The 19325-nt window shown below is 55.6% G+C and carries 16 protein-coding genes; 2 read left to right on the top strand and 14 right to left on the bottom strand.

Annotation, left to right across the window (positions count from 1 at the left end; translation table 11 throughout):
• Nucleotides 1–3: 3 nt before the first annotated feature.
• The 8 genes from apaG to CUC53_RS04060 all read right to left on the bottom strand — a co-directional run bounded on the left by apaG (nucleotide 4) and on the right by CUC53_RS04060 (nucleotide 10099).
• Complete coding sequence (apaG, locus tag CUC53_RS04095) at nucleotides 4–372, bottom strand: Co2+/Mg2+ efflux protein ApaG (protein ID WP_420808040.1); 369 nt, start codon at nucleotides 370–372, stop codon at nucleotides 4–6.
• Complete coding sequence (gene rsmA / locus CUC53_RS04090; RefSeq protein WP_100292971.1) at nucleotides 372–1199, bottom strand: 16S rRNA (adenine(1518)-N(6)/adenine(1519)-N(6))-dimethyltransferase RsmA; 828 nt, start codon at nucleotides 1197–1199, stop codon at nucleotides 372–374. Before rsmA ends, apaG begins: the two co-directional genes overlap by 1 nt.
• Nucleotides 1189–2184 carry a 4-hydroxythreonine-4-phosphate dehydrogenase PdxA gene (gene pdxA, locus CUC53_RS04085; protein ID WP_100292970.1) on the bottom strand — a complete coding sequence of 332 codons (996 nt, stop codon included), beginning with the start codon at nucleotides 2182–2184 and terminating at the stop codon, nucleotides 1189–1191. The genes rsmA and pdxA overlap by 11 nt, the downstream gene beginning before the upstream one ends.
• The gene (surA, locus tag CUC53_RS04080) at nucleotides 2184–3482 is read right to left on the bottom strand and encodes a peptidylprolyl isomerase SurA (protein WP_100292969.1); all 1299 of its coding nucleotides are present in this window, start codon (nucleotides 3480–3482) and stop codon (nucleotides 2184–2186) included. Before surA ends, pdxA begins: the two co-directional genes overlap by 1 nt.
• A gap of 29 nt (nucleotides 3483–3511) precedes the next feature.
• Nucleotides 3512–5968, bottom strand: coding sequence for an LPS assembly protein LptD (lptD, locus tag CUC53_RS04075; RefSeq protein ID WP_100292968.1), 2457 nt, complete (start codon nucleotides 5966–5968; stop codon nucleotides 3512–3514).
• Between the two features lie 370 nt (nucleotides 5969–6338).
• Nucleotides 6339–6860, bottom strand: coding sequence for an MltR family transcriptional regulator (locus CUC53_RS04070; protein ID WP_100292967.1), 522 nt, complete (start codon nucleotides 6858–6860; stop codon nucleotides 6339–6341).
• 133 nt (nucleotides 6861–6993) lie between these two features.
• Nucleotides 6994–8139, bottom strand: coding sequence for a mannitol-1-phosphate 5-dehydrogenase (locus tag CUC53_RS04065; protein ID WP_167386682.1), 1146 nt, complete (start codon nucleotides 8137–8139; stop codon nucleotides 6994–6996).
• 37 nt (nucleotides 8140–8176) lie between these two features.
• The gene (locus CUC53_RS04060; protein WP_100292965.1) at nucleotides 8177–10099 is read right to left on the bottom strand and encodes a PTS mannitol transporter subunit IICBA; all 1923 of its coding nucleotides are present in this window, start codon (nucleotides 10097–10099) and stop codon (nucleotides 8177–8179) included.
• A gap of 758 nt (nucleotides 10100–10857) precedes the next feature.
• Here CUC53_RS04060 and CUC53_RS04055 point away from each other — a divergent pair.
• Together CUC53_RS04055 and CUC53_RS04050 are read left to right on the top strand one after the other, a co-directional pair.
• Nucleotides 10858–12375: an EAL domain-containing protein gene (locus tag CUC53_RS04055; RefSeq protein WP_100292964.1), complete on the top strand. Its 1518-nt coding sequence runs from the start codon at nucleotides 10858–10860 to the stop codon at nucleotides 12373–12375.
• A 149-nt stretch (nucleotides 12376–12524) separates the two neighbouring features.
• The gene (locus CUC53_RS04050) at nucleotides 12525–13622 is read left to right on the top strand and encodes a calcium:cation antiporter (RefSeq protein ID WP_100292963.1); all 1098 of its coding nucleotides are present in this window, start codon (nucleotides 12525–12527) and stop codon (nucleotides 13620–13622) included.
• Between the two features lie 43 nt (nucleotides 13623–13665).
• Here the strand turns inward: CUC53_RS04050 and rmuC are convergent, their stop codons facing one another.
• The 6 genes from rmuC to CUC53_RS04020 form a co-directional block, all read right to left on the bottom strand.
• Nucleotides 13666–15003, bottom strand: coding sequence for a DNA recombination protein RmuC (gene rmuC, locus CUC53_RS04045; RefSeq protein ID WP_100292962.1), 1338 nt, complete (start codon nucleotides 15001–15003; stop codon nucleotides 13666–13668).
• The gene (locus CUC53_RS04040; protein WP_100292961.1) at nucleotides 15000–15215 is read right to left on the bottom strand and encodes a hypothetical protein; all 216 of its coding nucleotides are present in this window, start codon (nucleotides 15213–15215) and stop codon (nucleotides 15000–15002) included. Before CUC53_RS04040 ends, rmuC begins: the two co-directional genes overlap by 4 nt.
• Nucleotides 15216–15365: 150 nt before the next feature.
• Complete coding sequence (locus CUC53_RS04035) at nucleotides 15366–15821, bottom strand: Rrf2 family transcriptional regulator (RefSeq protein ID WP_100292960.1); 456 nt, start codon at nucleotides 15819–15821, stop codon at nucleotides 15366–15368.
• Between the two features lie 352 nt (nucleotides 15822–16173).
• Nucleotides 16174–17145, bottom strand: a complete 972-nt coding sequence (locus CUC53_RS04030) for a LysR substrate-binding domain-containing protein (RefSeq protein WP_100292959.1) — start codon at nucleotides 17143–17145, stop codon at nucleotides 16174–16176.
• Nucleotides 17146–17337: 192 nt separating this feature from the next.
• Nucleotides 17338–18072: a glutamine amidotransferase-related protein gene (locus CUC53_RS04025; protein ID WP_100292958.1), complete on the bottom strand. Its 735-nt coding sequence runs from the start codon at nucleotides 18070–18072 to the stop codon at nucleotides 17338–17340.
• A gap of 83 nt (nucleotides 18073–18155) precedes the next feature.
• Nucleotides 18156–19325: CoA-acylating methylmalonate-semialdehyde dehydrogenase (locus CUC53_RS04020; RefSeq protein WP_100292957.1), on the bottom strand; the 1170-nt coding region annotated here is incomplete at its 5' end.

The following is a 19325-nucleotide window of genomic DNA, read 5'->3' as shown; positions in this document are numbered from 1 at the left end:
ACCTCAGTTGATAATATTGGGAATGGCCAGTGTGAAGGGGGCGATAGGTGCCTCAAACTGCTGGCCTGACTCATGTTGCAGGATATAACACCCTTCCATCACCCCGAGCGGGGTAGCCAATGGCACACCACTTTGGTAGCGAAAGGTCTCTCCTGGCGCAATGACAGGCTGCTCGCCCAGCACACCGGGTCCTTCAACTTCCAGCATCTTGCCGTTGGCATCGGTAATGAGCCAGCGCCGACGCAGCAGCTGTACTGACCCCGGTCCCAGATTCTCAATCTCAATCAGATAGTGAAACAGGTATGGATTTTGGGAGCCCGTCATATAGCTGGGGTATGCTCGGATGAGGATTTGCCGGGATGACACCACCATCAAGCCTGCTGTTGATCTGCCAACCAGTTCGCAATCAGCACGAACTGAGCAAGAGAGAGGTTCTCTGGACGCAAGTTGCCATCAATGCCAAGCGCCGTGAGCTGCGCATCGGTAATAAAGTTGGCAAAGCTATTACGGATGGTTTTGCGACGTTGGCCAAAGCCTTCGGTGCAGACCCGGTTTAGGCAACGAATATCTTTGGCAACGAGGGTCGGGTTCTTGTGCGGGATCAAACGCACCACGGCGGAATCCACTTTCGGCGCGGGTTTGAAAGCCCCCGGCCCCACTTCCAGCACAGGGACAACTTGGCAGTAGTACTGAGTCATCACGCTCAAACGGCCATAGGCTTTGCTACCCGGCCCCGCCGCCAGCCGCAATACCACCTCTTTTTGTAGCATAAAGTGCATGTCGTCGACTCGATCGGCAAACTCGCACAGGTGAAAAATCAGCGGGGTAGAGATGTTGTAAGGCAGGTTGCCGAAGATCCGCAGTGGGCCTTTGCCCTCGCCCATTAGGGTGCCAAAGTCAAAGCGCATGGCATCCGCTTCGATGACGGTCAGTTTATCCTTGAGGGTCGGGTGCTCACGCAGGCGTGCGGCCAGATCACGATCCAGCTCGACCACGGTCATTTTGTCCATCTGCGATGCGACCGGCTCGGTCAATGCGGCCAGACCTGGGCCGATTTCAACCAGATTTTGTCCTGGCTGCGGATTGATCGCCGCGACGATTTGGTCGATCACATAGCGATCATGCAAGAAGTTCTGTCCGAAACGCTTACGGGCCGTGTGGCCCATATGCACCTTGCTGTTTTGTGCCTTACTGCTCATGTCTTTTTTTCTCTACCATCTGGATGGCGTGGTTAATCGCGGTGAACAAGCTGCCCGGATCAGCGAGGCCCTGGCCAGCCAGATCCAGTGCGGTGCCGTGATCCACCGAAGTGCGGATAAAGGGAAGCCCCAGGGTAATATTGACCGAACGACCGAAACCCTTGTATTTGAGCACCGGCAGCCCCTGGTCGTGGTACATGGCCAGTACCGCATCCGCATCCTTGAGGTATTTTTCCTGAAACAGGGTATCAGCCGGTAACGGGCCTACTAGATCGATCCCCTCTTGCCGTAACGCGGCGAGGGCTGGCTCGATGACGTCAAGCTCCTCGCGTCCAAGATGCCCCCCTTCCCCGGCATGGGGATTGAGGCCACAAACGTAAATGCGAGGCTGGGCAATCGCAAACTTAGTACGCAGATCCGCATTCAAAATACGGATCACTTTGCCCAAGCGATCCTCGGTGATAGCCATCGCCACATAGGCCAGCGGGATGTGAGTGGTCGCCAGCGCGACCCGCAGCCCCTCGGTGGCCAGCAGCATCACCACATCGGCAGTGCCCGACTGCTGGGCAAAGAACTCGGTGTGGCCGCTGAACGAGACACCGGCCTGATTGATGATCCCCTTATGCACCGGCCCGGTCACCACGGCAGCAAATTCGCCACTGAGGTTACCGTCACAGGCCCGTTGCAGGGTTGCCAGCACATAGGCGCCATTGCCTTCATTGAGCTCACCGGGCACCACGGGGGCGCCGAGCGTGACTGGACAGAGGGTGAGGGTGCCCGCTCGCTGCGGATAGGCTGGCGCCTTAGCATCATAGGGCTCCAGTGCAATGGTGAGCCCCAGCAGGGCGGCACGCTCGCGCAGCAGCACTGGGTCTGCGATCACCACCAACTGGTGTGGCCAATCCTGCTGGGCAATTTGCAGCACCAGATCCGGGCCGATCCCAGCCGGTTCGCCCGGGGTGATGGCAAGGCGACGGCAGCTCATTAGCTACCTGCTCCTTCGATCTGGATGTAGGCCTCGTCACGCAGCTCATCTAGCCATGTTTGCGACTCTTCCACAAAGCGGCGGTTGTAGATCAGCTGGTAAGCGCGCTGCTCTTGGGCCTTGTCGGTGGCATCTTGGCTACGGCGATCTTCTAACTGGACAATGTGCCAACCGTGAGTGGTGCGGAACGGGGCACTGATCTGACCCGGTTGCAGACGATTGACCATGTCGCGAAACTCCGGCACATAGGCGTTGGGGTCAGACCAACCCAGCTCACCCCCCTGCACCGCTGAACCGGGATCTTCCGAGTGTTTCTCCGCCATGCTGGCAAAGCTGGCCTTGCCACTCTTGATCTCTTGCAAAATGCCATCCAGCATCCCCTTGGCTTTATCTTCGCTGAGGATGATGGAGGGTTTGATCAAAATGTGGCGCGCCTTGACCTCGGTTTGCATCACCTGCTGCTGGCCCTTGGTATCGAATACCTTGATGATGTGCAAGCCAGCCCCAGAGCGCAGCGGACCAATAATGTCATCTTTATTGGCGCCTTGTACGGCCTCCGCCATCAGGGTTGGCATCTCTTGCGGGCTCATCCAGCCCCAATCCCCCCCTTCCAGCGCTTTCGGACCATTACTCTCGGCAATGGCCAGCTGACGAAAGTCTGCACCTTGCTTCAAGGCAGCAAGGATGCGCTCAATTTTAGCTTTGGCTTCATTCAGTTGAGCGGCATTGGGATTGTCAGGCAGTGAGATTTGAATATGACCAATGTGGTACTCGTTCTGCTGTTGTCCCTGCTTTTGCAGCAGTTCGACCACCTGTTTTACCTCCTGCTCAGAGATATTGATGCGGCGACGAACCTGATTGCGGCGCACTTCATTCATCAAGATTTCGCGGCGGATCTCTTCGCGGTATTGGGCATAGGTCAGCCCTTCACTGGCTAATTGAGCTCTTAACTGCTCTACCGTCATCCGGTTATCCGCAGCAATCCCCTGAATGGCTTGCTCTAGTTGGTTATCACTGATTTTTAGGCCTTGACGGTCAGCCAGCTGCAGTTGCAGGCTCTCTTGGATCAGGCGATCCAGTGCTTGCCTGCGCAAAGTGGCATCGTCTGGGAGCGATTGACCGCTTTGCTGAGCAGAGAGTTTGACTTTGTTGACCAAGGCGTCCTGCTGGCTGGCCAGCACGACATCCTTGTTGACCACCGCTAATACCTTGTCCATCAACTCCGGTGCGGCCATCGCTGCGTGGCTCATGGCACCGAACATTCCCGCCGTCAGCAGGGCAATCAGGGTCTTTTTCATATCCATCTCTCAAGGCTGAACCAGTGTCATTACTGGTCTTTCAGATTAAACGGGCGAACATAGGGTAACAGCTCGGTATCCAATGTGACGTTACGGCCACCGGTCCCCACGCTGCCAAGCCCTTTCATCTCAAACTGCAAGCCAATGATCTTCTCAGAAGTGGGGGCCAACGTGACGTTGTCTGGCTGGTTATGCCACTCTAGGCTTAGGTTAATGCTCCAGCAGCAGGAGTCATATTTGACACCGACTTTACGGTCGATGTTCACATCTTGTCTGATATCGCGATAATACCCCGCGTACATCAGCCACTGATCGGCCAACGGCGCCATCATCACCAAGCCTGCTTGGCTGAGGTTTTGTGCCAAGGCAACGTTAGTTGGATTGCGATAATCCAGATTGCCATCCTCGATATAGCGGTAATTCAGCTGGGTAATCAGCTTATCCTTCCGATACTCCACCGCGCCATTGCCTGAACTAAAAGAGCCTGCAGCGGTATCGAATTGAGTGCCCGCATGAGCAAACCACTGATCCGTAATACGGGTATCCCCTTCAAACGAGAGCAAAGAACGCGAGTTAGTATTGGCAGAGTCAGAAGGGTATAAACGAGTCTTTGGTGGGGTTACCTCAAAGGCTTGTGCCAACGCCAGCCGTAACCGTTCATCGCCCACATTGTCGTAAACTCGGCTGGTTAACCCTAAGGTCACTCGATTCGCATCACTGATCCGATCAAGACCGGCAAAACGGCGATCGCTGAACAGGCTGTAGTAGTCTTGACGGGTAGTGGTGGCGTCATAAATACCAATATCATCCTGATTTTTATAAGGAATGTAGAGATATTGAAACTCAGGCTCAAGGGTCTGAGTTCCTTTACCATCATACCAACCCACCGCGCGATCAAAATTGACGCCACCTTTTAACCGAAACGAAGGTAAAACCCGATTAATGGTGCCCTCTTTGAGGGATAAACGACCACTACCTTGGTCGGTAAAACGCACTTCATCGGTTCTCACCAAATTGGTGGGTACCTCTTGGTTGTAGGTGGTCGCCATCAACTTGTATTGGCTGGTGAGATAGTAAGCGGGCGTGTCTACTAGCGGCACCGTTAGAATGGGGGTCATATGTAAGCGGGTGGCCGTGTAGCGCTCCCCTTGCTGAAACCGCGTTGCATTCGCACTGTCATAACCAAACTTGATCAGCTCGCCATGCCAAGCCAGATCAAACCAGTTACCTTGCTGATAGAAGTTGTAGTTGATGCGCGGCAACATCTGATGGGGCAGCAAGGCGTATGGGCTTAAGATCTGGTAACGACGCATCTCAGCGCTGAGGTTCCAGTCCGTTTGGTAGTAACCTGCGGTCAGTGATTGCTGTAACTGGCTATCGACTTGCGTGCCTACCGTGGGGCTAAAATCGTTGAAATAGTTGTAATCGTTGTCGCGCACATGGGTGTAGTCGATGCCAAAGCGCAGTGCGCCGTCCAGCAACGTCGAGCCATGGCGCAAGTTTACTAGGTAGCGATGACCATCTGACAGATAGGGTGAACCTGTCCCCGGGTTGTTGAAACTGGGATTACCCGCATCAAATTGCTTATCGTTGGCCAGATTCTCAAGGTAGAAGGTGCCGACATGGGCGGGGTCCGGCATATAGCGGAACTCCACCTGCTCCATCAACCCACGGCGGTCCATGAACCGAGACGTGATGGTGGCATCGTAATTGGGGGCAATATTCCAGTAAAAGGGCTGGAAAATCTCCATGCCATTGCTGGAACTTTGTTGATACCCGGGATAAAGCAGGCCGGTTTTACGCTCATCTTTAATCGGAAAGTTGATATAGGGGAAATAAAACACCGGATAGTCATAGAGCCACAGGCTGGCGTTCCATGCCTCACCAAAGATCTCTTTTTGGTCGATGTCGATACTGCCTGCTTTGAGGGTCCACACTTCCTGACCGGGGGGACACGTGGTGTATTGGGCGCCTTCCAAGGTAATGTTCTGATTATTGTTGGTCATGGTGACCCGCTCGGCAGAGCCACGCACCGGTGAACCATGTACCTGATAGCGCCCCTCTTCTAGCTCGGAGTCTTTGGTCTTGAGGTTAGACTTGAGGGTCTTGTCACTGGTCACCGTGACTTGGCCGTCATTGTAATAGATGTTGCCAATGGCAATCACATCACGGCTCTTTTGATCAAGCTGCGCATAGTCGGAATCAAATTTACGCACCCCTTGGCGTACCTTCACATCCCCTTCATAAGTGGCCGTTCCACCTTGGCTTGCTTCCAAACGCTTAGCACCCACTTCGATAGGGGCAGCATTGGCATCGGGTGCTGACGCTTCCACTTTGGGTACGTAGTCATAGCAGAGGCTATCGAGAATACCGGTAGCTGGCGGCGGATTGAATGGGGCCGCCTGTGCCATGGTAGAGGTCAGTGCGGGAACCAAGCTGATAGTCAGGGCGATAGGATAGCGGTATCCCAGAGACCATTTTGTCATGTGAAAGACTCGTGCAATCCGTAATAGAGAGGGTTGGCTCAAAGCATGCATTTTACGACAGCTTTCATCGAGTTGACATTGCATATTCGGAAATAGAGAAGGCATCGCTTTGATAGTCAATAGCTTCATTTTTATTCAACTGGCATGGCAGGCCGTGCATGACCATTCACAATTGCCAGCGGGCGAGCCTACCACACTCAAGCTGGCTTGTCGCTGATAGCTAGGCGTTGGATTAGCCAAGCAGGATGGCGTGAGGCTAATCGATAGGGGGTTGGACATCATGGTCACTGCTGGGCGTTGCACACGGGTGCTGGCGTGCGATGGTGCCTTAGCGTTGGTGAGTTGAGGCAACACACACCACCGACCCGCGTTAGATGGGGCTCTCCTTGTGGAGCTCGCCGACACAGTCGGCCAGCGCCAGCACCAGAGCGGATCGCACCATCTGCTCGAGCCGATTGAGCTGCATCTGGTAGCAGGCCCAATCCTCTTCGCTGGCAGGGGGCTCCAGCTTCATCATGCCGCCCAGATTAACCCCGTGCAGGCGGTCGAGCAGATCGCGGACTGGCTTGTCGCTGAAGCGGTAATCCTTGGGGTCGCGCACCAGAAAGTCACGGATCTTGATAGAGGCTTCGATATCCTGATAGCGCTCGACGGAGATGAGGCCGAGGGCGAAGATGAGCTTGAGGCGCACCTCTAGCTGGCCGAGGGGGCCGCTCTGGTTGAGCAGGGGTTCGATGGCGTATTTGACGGCATACTCCTCCTGACGAAACGCGCGTCGCATCAGGGAGTCGACCGCCTCTTCCAGGATGGTCACGGCTTCGAGAAAGAAGCCGCGGGGGCCATCCTGCTCGTTCAGTCGTTCCAGTACTTCATCTTCCTGGTGTGTGGTCATAGGTGCATTGGGTCCAGCTGACAGGGAGAGAGCGGGCCTCTCTCCCGGTTTTTATCATATGGGGCATATTCCCTTGCCATTCAAGCGCTTGGCGCGCTCTCAGTGGTGGCTGAATGCGCCGCAAGCAGGGTCATTACAGGGTTTCGTAACGGGCGACGATGGCGCGAACCACCTCGCTCTCTTCATCCAGTCCGGTGACGTGTGCCAGCGCTTTGGCCGGGCCCAGCTCCGCCAGCAGGGCTTGCAGCTCCACCGCCTGCGGGTCATCGGCATTGCGATAGTGGAGCGCTGCAGCGATCCCCTCCTGCAACTGCTCGTTTGGCAGGCCGTATTCCAGGGTGCCGAGCAGCGGCTTCACCAGCCGATCTCCCGCCGCCAGTTTGCGCAGCGGCTGACGACCGACCCGGTCAATCTCGTCCACCAGATAGGGGTTGGCGAAGCGGGAGAGGATCTTCTCGATATAGGCGGCGTGCAGACGCGGATCGAAACCGTAGCGTTTTACCAGCACGGCACCGCTCTCCTCCATGGCGCAGCGCACCTTGCTGCGGATCACCGGATCCTCGATCGCCTCGCGCACTGTGCGGTAGCCCCGCAACTTGCCGAGATAGGCGGTGACGATGTGGCCGGTGTTGAGGGTGAACAGCTTGCGCTCGACGAAGGCCATCAGGTTGTCGGTGGGCTCCATGCCCGCCACCTGTGGCAGCTCCCCCTTGAACTGGGTCTGGTCGACGATCCACTCGCTGAAGCTCTCTACCGTCACTTCCAGCGGATCATCGTTGGCAGCCACGGCGGGCGGCACGATGCGATCCACCGCCGAGTCGACGAAGCCGATACAGGATTCGAGCGTGGCATGATACGCGACTGGCAGGTACTTGAGTACCTCCTGCTTGAGGTGGCTGGTGCCGCGCACCATGTTTTCGCAGGCGATGACGTTGAGCGGGGTCAGGTTGCCGGCATCGAAGCGGGCTTGCAGCCCCTTGGCCAGGGTGCTGGCAATCTTGTCCAGAATGTTGGGGCCTACTGCCGTGGTGACCAGATCGGCGGTGATGATACGGGCGATCACCTCGTGACCGGCGGAACTGACCGCCGCCACGTTGCGCACCACGTCCAGCTTCTGATCCGCCCCCACCACATGGACCTTGTACTCCTGACGGTGGTTGAGCTGATCGATAAGAGTGTCGTTGACGTCGGCGAAAGTGACCTGATGGCTGGCATCTGCCAGCAGTTTGCCGATAAAGCCGCGACCGATGTTACCAGCACCAAAATGCAATGTTTTCATGATATTAACCTCTTGAACCAAAGACGATGAAAGATGATTACGCAGCCTGTTCGGCACCCAGCAGATCCAGGAAGGCTTGGGGATCCGTGGTGCTGGCCAGCCGGTCGATGAGACCGGGTTCATCCAGTGCATTGGTCAGGCGGGTTATCACCTGCATGTGTTCGTCGTTGCACGCGGCGATGCCGATCACCAGCCGCGCCACCTCATCGGCGGCCTCGCCAAAGGCGACTCCGGCCGGGTACTGGCAGATGACGATACCGGTACGCTTCACGAACTTCTTGGCGGCGATGGTGCCGTGGGGCACGGCGATGGACTCGCCGAGGTAGGTGGAGACCAGCTGCTCGCGCTCCAGCATGGCGTTGACGTAGTCGGGCGCCACGTAGCCACGCTCTGCCAGCAGTCGGCCTGCGGTCAGGATGGCGGCCTCCTTGTTATCCGCTTTCAGCCCCAGATGCACGTCATGACGGCTCAGGATAAAGACCTCGGCTGCTTGCGGCTCGTAGCTGTCGTCGTTAGCCGCCACCAGCAGTTGCGGGTTGGCGACGTCATCGTTGGCGGCGCGGGTCAGGCTTTGAACCAGCTCCTGATAGAGACCGTTGTCGAGGAAGTTGGTGAGCGAGATATGGTGAGCATTCGGCGCATGGCGACGGGCCCGCTCGGTCAGATCCTTGTGGGTGATGACCCAGTCCACCTGATCGTCGAGCTGATCGATGGCGCGGTTGGTGACGCTGATGTCGAGGCCAGCGGCCTGTACCCGCTTGCGCAGCAGGCCGGCGCCCATGGCGCTGGAACCCATCCCCGCATCGCAGGCGACCACAATATTGCGCACTGCCATCAGCTCGCCGCCCGGCTTCTTGGCCGCTGCGGTTTCGGGCTTGCCGCCCTTCATGGCTTTCATCTTACGGGTGGCTTCACCAAGGGCATCGGCCTCGTCGGCTTCCGGCTGCTGGGCACGCACGAACACGGCGGCGACCAGGAAGGAGACCAGAGTAGCGCTGATGATGGAGAGGGCGACCCCGATCAGGGAGGCTTTCGGTGTCATCAGCAGCACGGCGAAAATGGAGCCCGGCGACGCGGGGGAGACCAGACCGGCGTTGAACAGGGTCAGGGTAAAGACCCCGGTCATGCCGCCGGCGATCACCGCCAGAATGAGGCGCGGGTTCATCAGCACATACGGAAAGTAGATCTCGTGGATGCCGCCGAAGAAGTGAATGATGGAGGCGCCAGCCGCAGACTGCTTGGCCGCACCACGACCGAACACCATGTAGGCCAGCAGCACGCCCATGCCCGGGCCCGGGTTTGCTTCAATCAGGAAGAAGATGGAGCTGCCGTGCTCGGTCGCCTGCTGGATCCCCAGCGGCGAGAAGATGCCGTGGTTGATGGCGTTGTTGAGGAACAGGATCTTGGCCGGTTCGACAAAGATGGAGGTGAGCGGCAGCATGTGGTTTTCCACCAGGAAGCCGACGCCACCGGCCAGCACGCCGGAGAGCACCTTGACGAAGGGACCAATCACGAAGAAAGCGAGGATCGCCAGCAGCATGCCGATAAGCCCGGCGGAGAAGTTGTTGACCAGCATCTCGAAGCCGCTCTTGACGCGCCCTTCCATCACTTTGTCGAAGCGCTTGATGACCCAGCCACCGAGCGGGCCGACCATCATGGCGCCCATGAACATGGGGATATCGGTTCCCACGATGACACCCATGGTGGTGATGGCACCGACCACGCCGCCGCGCTCACCGCCCATCAGTTTGCCGCCGGTGTAGCCAATCAGCAGCGGCAGCAGGTAGGTGATCATGGGGCCGACCAGCTTGGCCAAGGTTTCATTGGGTAGCCAGCCGGTGGGGATGAAGAGGGCGGTAATGAAGCCCCAGGCGATAAAGGCGCCTATGTTGGGCATGACCATATTGGACAGGAAGCGTCCAAAATTCTGTATCTTGACTTTGGTATCCGGTGATAACATGTCGGGACCCCGTTTTAAGCCTGTTTGATTAAAAGTGGTAGTTGGCATGGTTGGTTTTGCAGAACCGCCATCCCAGTCGTCTAAGCAACTTCAATCTACCAGTTTGCGATCGAATTGGGCTGAAAACGGGGCATCTTGTGATCTTAATCTCGGTTTACCCCCTTATCCCCCACTATAAGTGGTGATCTCAATCACATTAATCATTCCGGATTTGGCGAAAACAGCACGAAATTGTGTCTCAATGCTATTTTTTTGTGACAAAAATCACTCTTTTGGGTTTCCGGTTACCGTCAAAAAATAAAACATTCGTCACAAAATTTACTTTTGGTATTATTTCGCCCTCATAATGAGGCCGAAATAAAACGCTCATCACTGCCCAATCCCAGATAGGTCGTTGAGCAATAGGCACGCCGTTGATGCTTAGGGGACCTGCGACAGAATGCTGGCCATAGCCAGTGTTGCAACAACACACTGCGCTCACCATCACCGATTAGCCTTACTCACTAAATAGCAGGCGTTTGCAACGCTATAGTATGAGTCGCTCTATCGGGTGCTGGCCGCGACGGCCGCAGTGAGGAACAAAGGCAATAACCTCTACTGTGGAATGCCCCAAAGTAGACAGAATAACCTGCCAGCTTGGATGCTTTGTATAGCGGGTAGACACTAAAGCGGTTCAGTTATCGGTTCGCAGGTTCTTATCAACCCTGCTACTGTCCTAAGACGAATCTCCTATTTGTATTTGAGTTGGTGGGTGTTCTGTGCATCGCTCTGCTCCCCTGTTGAATTGTCTGCTTCTGCTGCTAATCCCCATATTGGTAGCACTTCCGCTCAGTCAGCTACTCGGCAGGCCGCTCGCCCATTACCTGCTAGAGCAGAAGATGGAAGATATCCAGCAGGCGTTGTTAACTCGTCAAATCGAGCTGAATACCGCCCTGCGTGAACAACTCCCCAAATTGACGTTTGATTGCGGTAAGGGGGATATGGCACTGCTCCGAGAGCCACGCTTTTATAACAGCCATTTTCGTTTGTTAGGGATTGAACTGGCCTCCGGTGGGGGTTGTTCAAGCCTAGGGCCTGCCATACCGGCTGCCGCTATCGCTTTTCCTACCACCGCAGAGGATCGCCATTACGGACTAACCGCAACGGCGGCCGGATTTCATACCGAACAGGAACTGGTTGCCTACTTTCAAGTCGGCGGCAATACCATCTATTGGGTGCTTAATAACAGTTGGGTCCATCATCAGCTGAAAGACGCCTGCGCTAACTGCTTTTTTATAGAGTTCATTCCCAAAGATCCCCAGCTGCACACCCCCTATTTAACGAGGGGAGATCGAAATATTAAACATGAATTGTCCCATCAGAGCCTTAGCCTGACATTTGAGCATCCAGGTAGTGAATTTAAACAGACCCTGTGGGGGGGGATCGCGCTGCAGCGACATGCGGAGCAACAAGCTCATAAGTACGCGGTTTACGCTGGTAGCGCACTGGGTCTCGTGATGCTGACTGGCTACTTGCTGCGGCGGCATTATCGGCGCTCGCTAAAGGGCCTATTACAAACAGGCATAGCCCAACAAGAATTTACCCCGTTCTACCAACCGATCATTGATAGCCGTGATCAACGCGTGGTGGGGTTTGAGGCGCTGCTCCGTTGGCAGTGCATGGGGAATCATGTTCCTCCTGCAGTGTTTATTCGCTATTCAGAAGAGCAGGGCTTGATCCTACCGATAACAGAACAAGTGCTAGAGCAAGTCATCATCGACCTTCAGAAACTGCCTTCGACGCTGTGGGTCAGTGTCAATATTGTGGCTGCACATATTGAACAGCCATTACTGCGTCATCTGCTGCAAAAACACCACTGGCCTTCTCCTGAACGGCTCAATTTTGAGTTAACTGAGCGTAGCCCGATCACTAAGATTGATACTGCGATGAGAGAGATCACTGCATTACAGCAACAGGGTTATCACTTCAAACTTGATGATTTTGGCACCGGCTACGGTGGCTTTTCCTATCTACAACGCTTAGGTATTCGCCAGATCAAAATCGATAAGATGTTCGTTGATACCGTCGGTACCGATGATCTCAAGCGTACCGTATTGGATGCGATCATCGCCTCGGGTCGAGAGTCGGGGATGGAGATGATTGCCGAGGGGGTCGAGACTCAAGAGCAGGTCAAGTATCTGAATCAAAATGGGGTATATCTGCTCCAAGGTTATGTTTACGCTAAGCCCATGCCATTAAGCCAAGCGCTCCATTGGCTCAAACAGCAAGGCAGCTGAGTCGGTCGGCACTGAACCACCATTAACATTTTGCAACAAAATCATCAGCCACTAATGACCCAACACGTTTTATCATAAGGCGTTGCGCCATGGCGCTTAGCTGTTGTGCATGGTATCTATCCCCCACCCAACGATGAGAACCGCTGCCTATGATCTCCTTTATTCGGCAAGAGATTGCCCTGCCCATTGGCCTGCTCAGCTTGCTATTTTTCAAAACGTGGGGGAGTGAACTGCTCACAGAGAGCACCCCATTGGGGATCTATATACCGGTCGCATTGACTCTATTAGCCATCGTGACTTGGGCTATTTTCTCGGTCGTCCGCCACTCAGATGCCCTAGCCATCAAACTGGGTGAACCTTTTGGTACCCTTATCTTGACGCTGTCGGTCATCTCATTAGAGGTGGTGATGATCTCATCGGTCATGTTAACCGGCGAGCCAAATCCGGTGATGGCTCGTGACACCATGTTTGCCGTCGTGATGCTCGTCACTAATGGACTGGTAGGATTTACGCTGCTCTTTGGTGGCTGGCGTTATCACACGCAAAATTTCAATCTCGATGGGGTCAAATCTTATTTAGTCGCCATCATACCGCTGGCATTGCTGTGCTTGGTGTTACCCAATTTTACCGAAGGGGGAAGTATTGGTGGGATGTCTCGCGCCATGTCGTGGATGTTGATTATTATCTCTATCCTCCTCTACGGGGTCTTCTTGCTAATCCAAACCCGCAGCCACAGCCACTTTTTTGTGGATAGTGACCATGAAGACATAGCAGAACATCATGGTCCATTACAGAGCAACGTCTACCACACCTTGCTCCTGCTTGCATATCTGGTTGTGGTGATCTTACTGGCTAAAACCCTAGCTATTCCAATTAATTATGGTGTACAGGCGTTGGCAGCCCCCGCCGCTCTCGGTGGCTTTATCGTCGCCTCTATCGTGCTAGCACCTGAAGCGGTTGGCGCCATCAAAGCCGCATTCAATAACCAGCTGCAACGAGCCATGAATCTCTATTTTGGTTCCGTATTAGCCACTATCGCACTGACGGTCCCTTCAGTGCTGTTCATTGGCGCCATACTTGGGCAAGAAGTACGCCTTGGTCTTTCCAGCGCGGATATGGTGCTCCTCATCACCACATTAATGGTATGCAAAGTCACCTTTAGCAGTGGCCGTACCCATGCACTACACGGCGCCACTCATCTGGTACTGTTTGTGGTCTACCTGTTCTTGATGTTCGAACATCCCTAACATGACAAGGCCCGTGTCGAGCATGGGCCTTGGTTCAGCTTAACTATGGCGCGCGATCTCGCTCCTGTGCCCGCTCCACCAGCGGTTCGGGCAAGCTCTTGGTCACCTCCACCCCCAGCTCGCGGAAACGCTCGACCTGAGCGATCAGGTTGCCACGGCCATTGACCAGCCGCCCCATCGCCTTGTCGTAGCTCTCCTGAGCCTTGTGCAGGCTGCCACCCATCTGCTGCATCTCCTCGACAAACAGCCGCAGCTTCTCGTAGAGACGAGCGGCCCGCTCGGCGATCTGGCGGGCATTCTGGTTCTGCCGCTCGTAGCGCCACAGGTTTTCGATGGTACGCAGCGCCACCATAAGATTGGTAGGGCTCACCAGCAGGATGTTGTGGTCAAGACCATAACGCACCAGCGAGGGATCCGCCTCCAGCGCGGTGAAGAAGGCGGGCTCCACCGCCACAAACATCAGCACATAGTCGAGGGTGCGTACCCCGGGCAGCTGTTGGTAATCCTTGCGGCCCAGCTCGCGGATGTGGTTGCGCACCGAAGCGACGTGCTCCTTGAGCGCCACCGCCCTCTCCAGTTCGTCATCGCTGTTATACCAGCGCTCGTAGGCGGTCAGCGACACCTTGGCGTCGATGATGATGTCCTTCTCCTGCGGCAGGTGAACGATCACGTCAGGCTGATAGCGTTTGCCCTTATCCACCTCGATATTGACCTGGGTGTGGTACTCGTGGCCCTCACGCAGGCCGCATTCACTCAGGATCCGCGCCAGCACCACTTCACCCCAATTGCCCTGCTGCTTGCTGTCCCCCTTGAGGGCGCGGGTCAACGCCGCAGCCTCTTCGGTCATGCGGGCATTGAGCTCGGCAAGGCGCTCCAGCTCGAACTTGAGGCTGTGGCGCTGGGCCGTCTCCTGGGCGTGGGTCTCCCCCACCTGACGGCGAAAGCCCTCCAGCTGCTCCTTGAGCGGAGTGAGCAGCAGATCGAGACTGTTCTGATTTAACTCACGGAAGTTGCCCGAGTTTTTCTCGAAAATCCGATTGGCTAGGTTTTCAAACTGCTGACTAAGGCGCCGCTCCGTCTCCTGCTGCAATTGCAGTTTTTCTGCAGCGGCCAACCGTTCACTACGCAGGGTCGCTTCCGCATCCTTGAGACGGGCGGTGAGCTTGATGAGCAGGGTCTGCTGCTGATCAAGCTTCTGCTGGCTCTGCATCCGCTCATGCTGCAGCTCCTCAACACGCTCTTGCAACGCCTGATAGCGCTCTTGCACGAGCAGCAGATCCTGCGCTTGCGCCGTGCTGTTGCGCCGCCCGATCAACCAGCCGATACCAAGCAGCAGCAACAAGGCTGGCAACAAGATGACCCACAGCCTCGGGTCAATCATTTACGGCCTCGTTGGCGCAAGAACAGCACAAGGTAGCGGTTAGCCAGCAGCCAAAGCAGCACGTACACAAGGTAAGCAGCCAGCACCAGCCACTTGTGGCTGTTGACCCCAGTATCGAGCTCGACAAACGCAATACCTTGAATACGACAGTAGCCCCACATCAGCAGGGGGAAGATATACAGCAGGGATGCCCGCCAGAGAAATAGCCACATATGTTTATTTCAACCACCAGAAAGGACCCGCCTAGCTTACACAAGGGCGACAGCCCTTGCGATCCTGACGGCTAGGATTCTCCGGCTGACCGGCAAAAATATCGGGTAGCTAGCTGCTTTTGGCCGACCCAGCCCCACCGACCATGACGGTCAATTCGATAAAGCGGCCACCGCTTCGTGCTCAATGCCTAGCAGATGACACAAACGAGTTGGGTCTCGTACTGCATCCGCTAGGGTATATTCACCCAGCACCTCCAAAAAACCATTCATGGCGCGCCGCAAAATCCCCTGAATACGACAGCCACCAGACAGGCAGCACTGCTCGCGTTTGCAATCGACTGGGCACAGCACATGCTCCATATCCATCACGACATCTCGCAAATTGATCGACACGGCTGAGCGCCCGAGTCTTATCCCGCCATGCTTGCCACGTATTGTCTCGATGTATCCTTTGATACCGAGCTGATGCACCACTTTCACCACGTGGTTACGGGAAATGGCAAACGTGTCGGCCACTTCGGTGATAGTAGACAGGCGATCAGCTGGCTGAACAGCCAAAAAAGTCAGGGTACGCAGGGCATAGTCGGTAAATCGTGTCAGTTGCATGGTCGTACTTGCCTCTATGACGACAAATCAGGATTCAGAGCGACAACACTGAGCCAAGCGACGGGAACACCACAGGATGACGACTGCAGGCCGCCGCTTAAATAGCGTTGGGTAGGGCAAGGTTAAAAGCAGTCCCACTGGGTGTCGATGCAGAGACGCATAAATCGACACTTTCTTTGATTGATCGCAAAATAGCGGAGAGATTGTCGCGCCGTTAAGCCTCATTGAGGGGAAAAGAGCTGGCCCCCGGCTTCATCAGCAAGATAAAGGAGGGCAACCATGGCGACGACGGCCAGCTGCCACCCTCATGTATCGCAAGGCTGCGCAGCTGCGTCGAAAATAGCAGAAGACCTCAATAAATCGGCAGTTCTACCCCAACCAGTAGCTCGTCGATACGCGCCTGGCTAGGCTGCTGCATCACGTTCTGAATCACCTCTTTGGTAAGGTGGGGCGAGAAGGAGCTGATGAAGTCATACATGTAGTTTTGCAGCAGAATGCTCTTGCTAAAACAGATCTGCGCTGGGCAGGGTTTGAACAGGTGCTCCAGATTAATAGAGACCAGCCCCGGCGTATCGTTGTCGTTGGCCACTAGCGAAGCGATGATCCCGATGCCAAAACCGAGCTCAACATATCGTTTGATCACGCCTGCATCCATTACCGTCATGTAGTAGCTCGGCGTCAGGCCCGCTGCTTGAAATACCTCATCTTGCACCTGACGGCCGGTGGCGCCGCTTTCGTAACTGAGGATCGGATACTGGCAGAGCTGCGCCAGCGTTGGCTTGCTGACCTTAGCCAACGGGTGATCCTGCGGCACCACCAGCGAGAGAGTCCAGAGGTAAGCAGGCAGGGCAATCAGCTCTTTATCGAAACCAATTTCATGAGCCACGATAGAAAAATCGGAGTACCCCTTACTGATTTGATCTTTACTCGCCGACATCACCGGATGGAGGTGGAACGAGATTTTAGGGTATTTCTTGGTGAAGTAGGTGACCGACTTGGGCAACAGATAGCGAGCAATGGTGTGGGTCGTATGGATATTTAGGGTGCCCACAGTAGGATCGAGATACTCGCGAGAAATCGCCTTGATCTTGCTCTCTATATTGAGCATCGCTTCGGCGCATTTGATGATCTCTTCGCCGACGGGGGTGATGCGGTGCAGATGTTTGCCACGACGCTCGAAGATCCGCACCCCTAACTCACTCTCCAGCAGGCCGATTTGCTTACTGACCCCTGGCTGGCTGGTATAGAGGGCATCGGACGCCATCGAGACATTCAGGTTATGGTCTCGGATCGCGATCAAATACTTCAATTGCTGTAGTTTCACGAGGTCACTCTCTCAGGCTTAGTGTGCTCCAACCTCGGTGGCTCAGACAGCATTGGCTCGAGCAGATAGGGCATGCAAACCAGATAAACGGGCCACCACAGAGGGTGGCCAGTGTAACACCTGAACCCAACATTGCAGCGCTTAATCCTTAATTTCGTTACAAAATTTAGCATTTGACAGACGCACTGACTATCAGGATAAGGCCTCATCAATAGGCACAGGCAAAATGCCGAGAAACTGTAACAGCCACTGCATCATGGTGGCTGAATCCACCTCCCCCGCTAACGAAGAGAGGCTGCTCTGGTAACGCTCGACAGGCAGCAAGGCTCGCCGTCGTTCAATCAGAGCCCGATTGTATTCCACGGTAAACTCAGGATGTCCTTGGATAGCAACAATGTGATTTCCCTGTAAAAACATAAAATTGGGACAAAAATCATTGCCCGCCAAACGGGTTGCTCCCGGCGGCAACTGAGTCACTTGATCCTGATGGCTGGCTAAAATACGGATCTGCGCCAACCCGGGCTGCATCCAATCATCGCTTGCTAGCATGGGATGCACTGCCACGCCCAACCCCCAGCCCTTGGTCGACTTCACTACCTCGCCACCCAACGCCTGGGCAATGACCTGATGGCCAAAACAGACACCGGCCAGTTTGACATCGGCATCATGTGCTTGGCGGATCCAACCGCGCAGCGCTTCAATCCATGGAATATCGCTATAGGCATCGTGGCGCGAACCGGTGATAAGCCAAGCGTCGCACTCATTTAAATGCTCTGGCAATTCACCATCAAGAGCTGACCACACCCGAAATTCCAGCTCGGGGGCGAGGGCCGCAAAACCCCTGATAAACATCTCGGAGTAAACAGGGCCAAAGCGCGCCGCTAGGTCGGAGTCGAGCCGATCACAATCGAGAATTCCCAGTCGCATCTGTTGTTCCTTCACAACATTGCCCCCGCCGATCAGCATGAGCGGCGGGGGCGAGGGTTAAGCCATGATAGTGAACCGAGGGATCACTTCATGGTCGGCATCGCGAACTCGGGCCCGCTGCGCGCACTCTGCGGCCAACGCGCGGTCACCGTTTTCATCTTGGTATAGAAGCGTACCCCGTCCGGCCCGTGCATGTTAAGCGGCCCGAAGATTGAGCGTTTCCAGCCACCAAAGCTGTGAAAAGCCATCGGCACCGGAATAGGCACGTTCACCCCTACCATACCGACCTGCACCCGTGTCGTGAAGTCCCGCGCGGTATCACCATCACGGGTAAAGATGGCGGTGCCATTACCATATTCGTGCTCGTTGATGAGGCGCAATGCAGTCTCATAGTCGGGCACTCGCACAATCGACAGCACTGGGCCGAAAATTTCCTCACGGTAAATCCGCATCTGTGGGGTCACCTCGTCAAACAGACAGCCACCGATAAAGAATCCGCCCTCGTGCTGCAGCGTCCGGCCATCGACCCGCAGCCTAGCCCCTTCCGCAACCCCTTGATCCACATAGCCACGTACCTTGGCCAAGTGCGCTTGGCTGACCAGCGGCCCCATCTCATGCTCTGGCGTGTGGCCAAGACCGGGGCCGACTCGCAGTGCCGCCACCCGTGGTGTCAGCTTGGCCACCAAGGCATCGGCGGTGGCCTCCCCCACCACCACCGCAACCGAGACCGCCATGCAGCGTTCACCCGCCGCGCCATAAGCTGCCCCCATCAAGGCTTCTATCGCCTGATCAAGATCCGCATCCGGCATCACCACCATGTGGTTCTTGGCGCCGCCCAGCGCCTGCACCCGCTTACCATGAGCAGAGGCGGTGGCATAGATGTACTCTGCGATAGGGGTCGAGCCGACAAAAGAGACCGCGCCAATGCGAGGATCGGTCAGCAGCACATCGACGACCTCTTTATCGCCGTTCACGACGTTAAAGACCCCATCTGGTAGGCCCGCTTCTTTGAGTAACTCAGCCATTCGCAAAGAGAGTGACGGGTTCTTTTCAGAGGGCTTGAGAATAAAGCAGTTACCGCAGGCAAGCGCGACCGGAAACATCCACAGCGGCACCATGGCAGGAAAATTGAACGGGGTGATCCCCGCGCAGACCCCCACCGGTTGCATCACCGAGTAGCAATCAACCCCGCGCCCCACGTTGAGAGAGTGCTCGCCTTTTTGCAGATGAGGAATACCACAGGCAAACTCCAC

The organism is Aeromonas cavernicola, from assembly GCF_002795305.1.
Classification (GTDB): domain Bacteria; phylum Pseudomonadota; class Gammaproteobacteria; order Enterobacterales; family Aeromonadaceae; genus Aeromonas; species Aeromonas cavernicola.
This window is presented reverse-complemented; position numbering and strand designations above follow the sequence as displayed.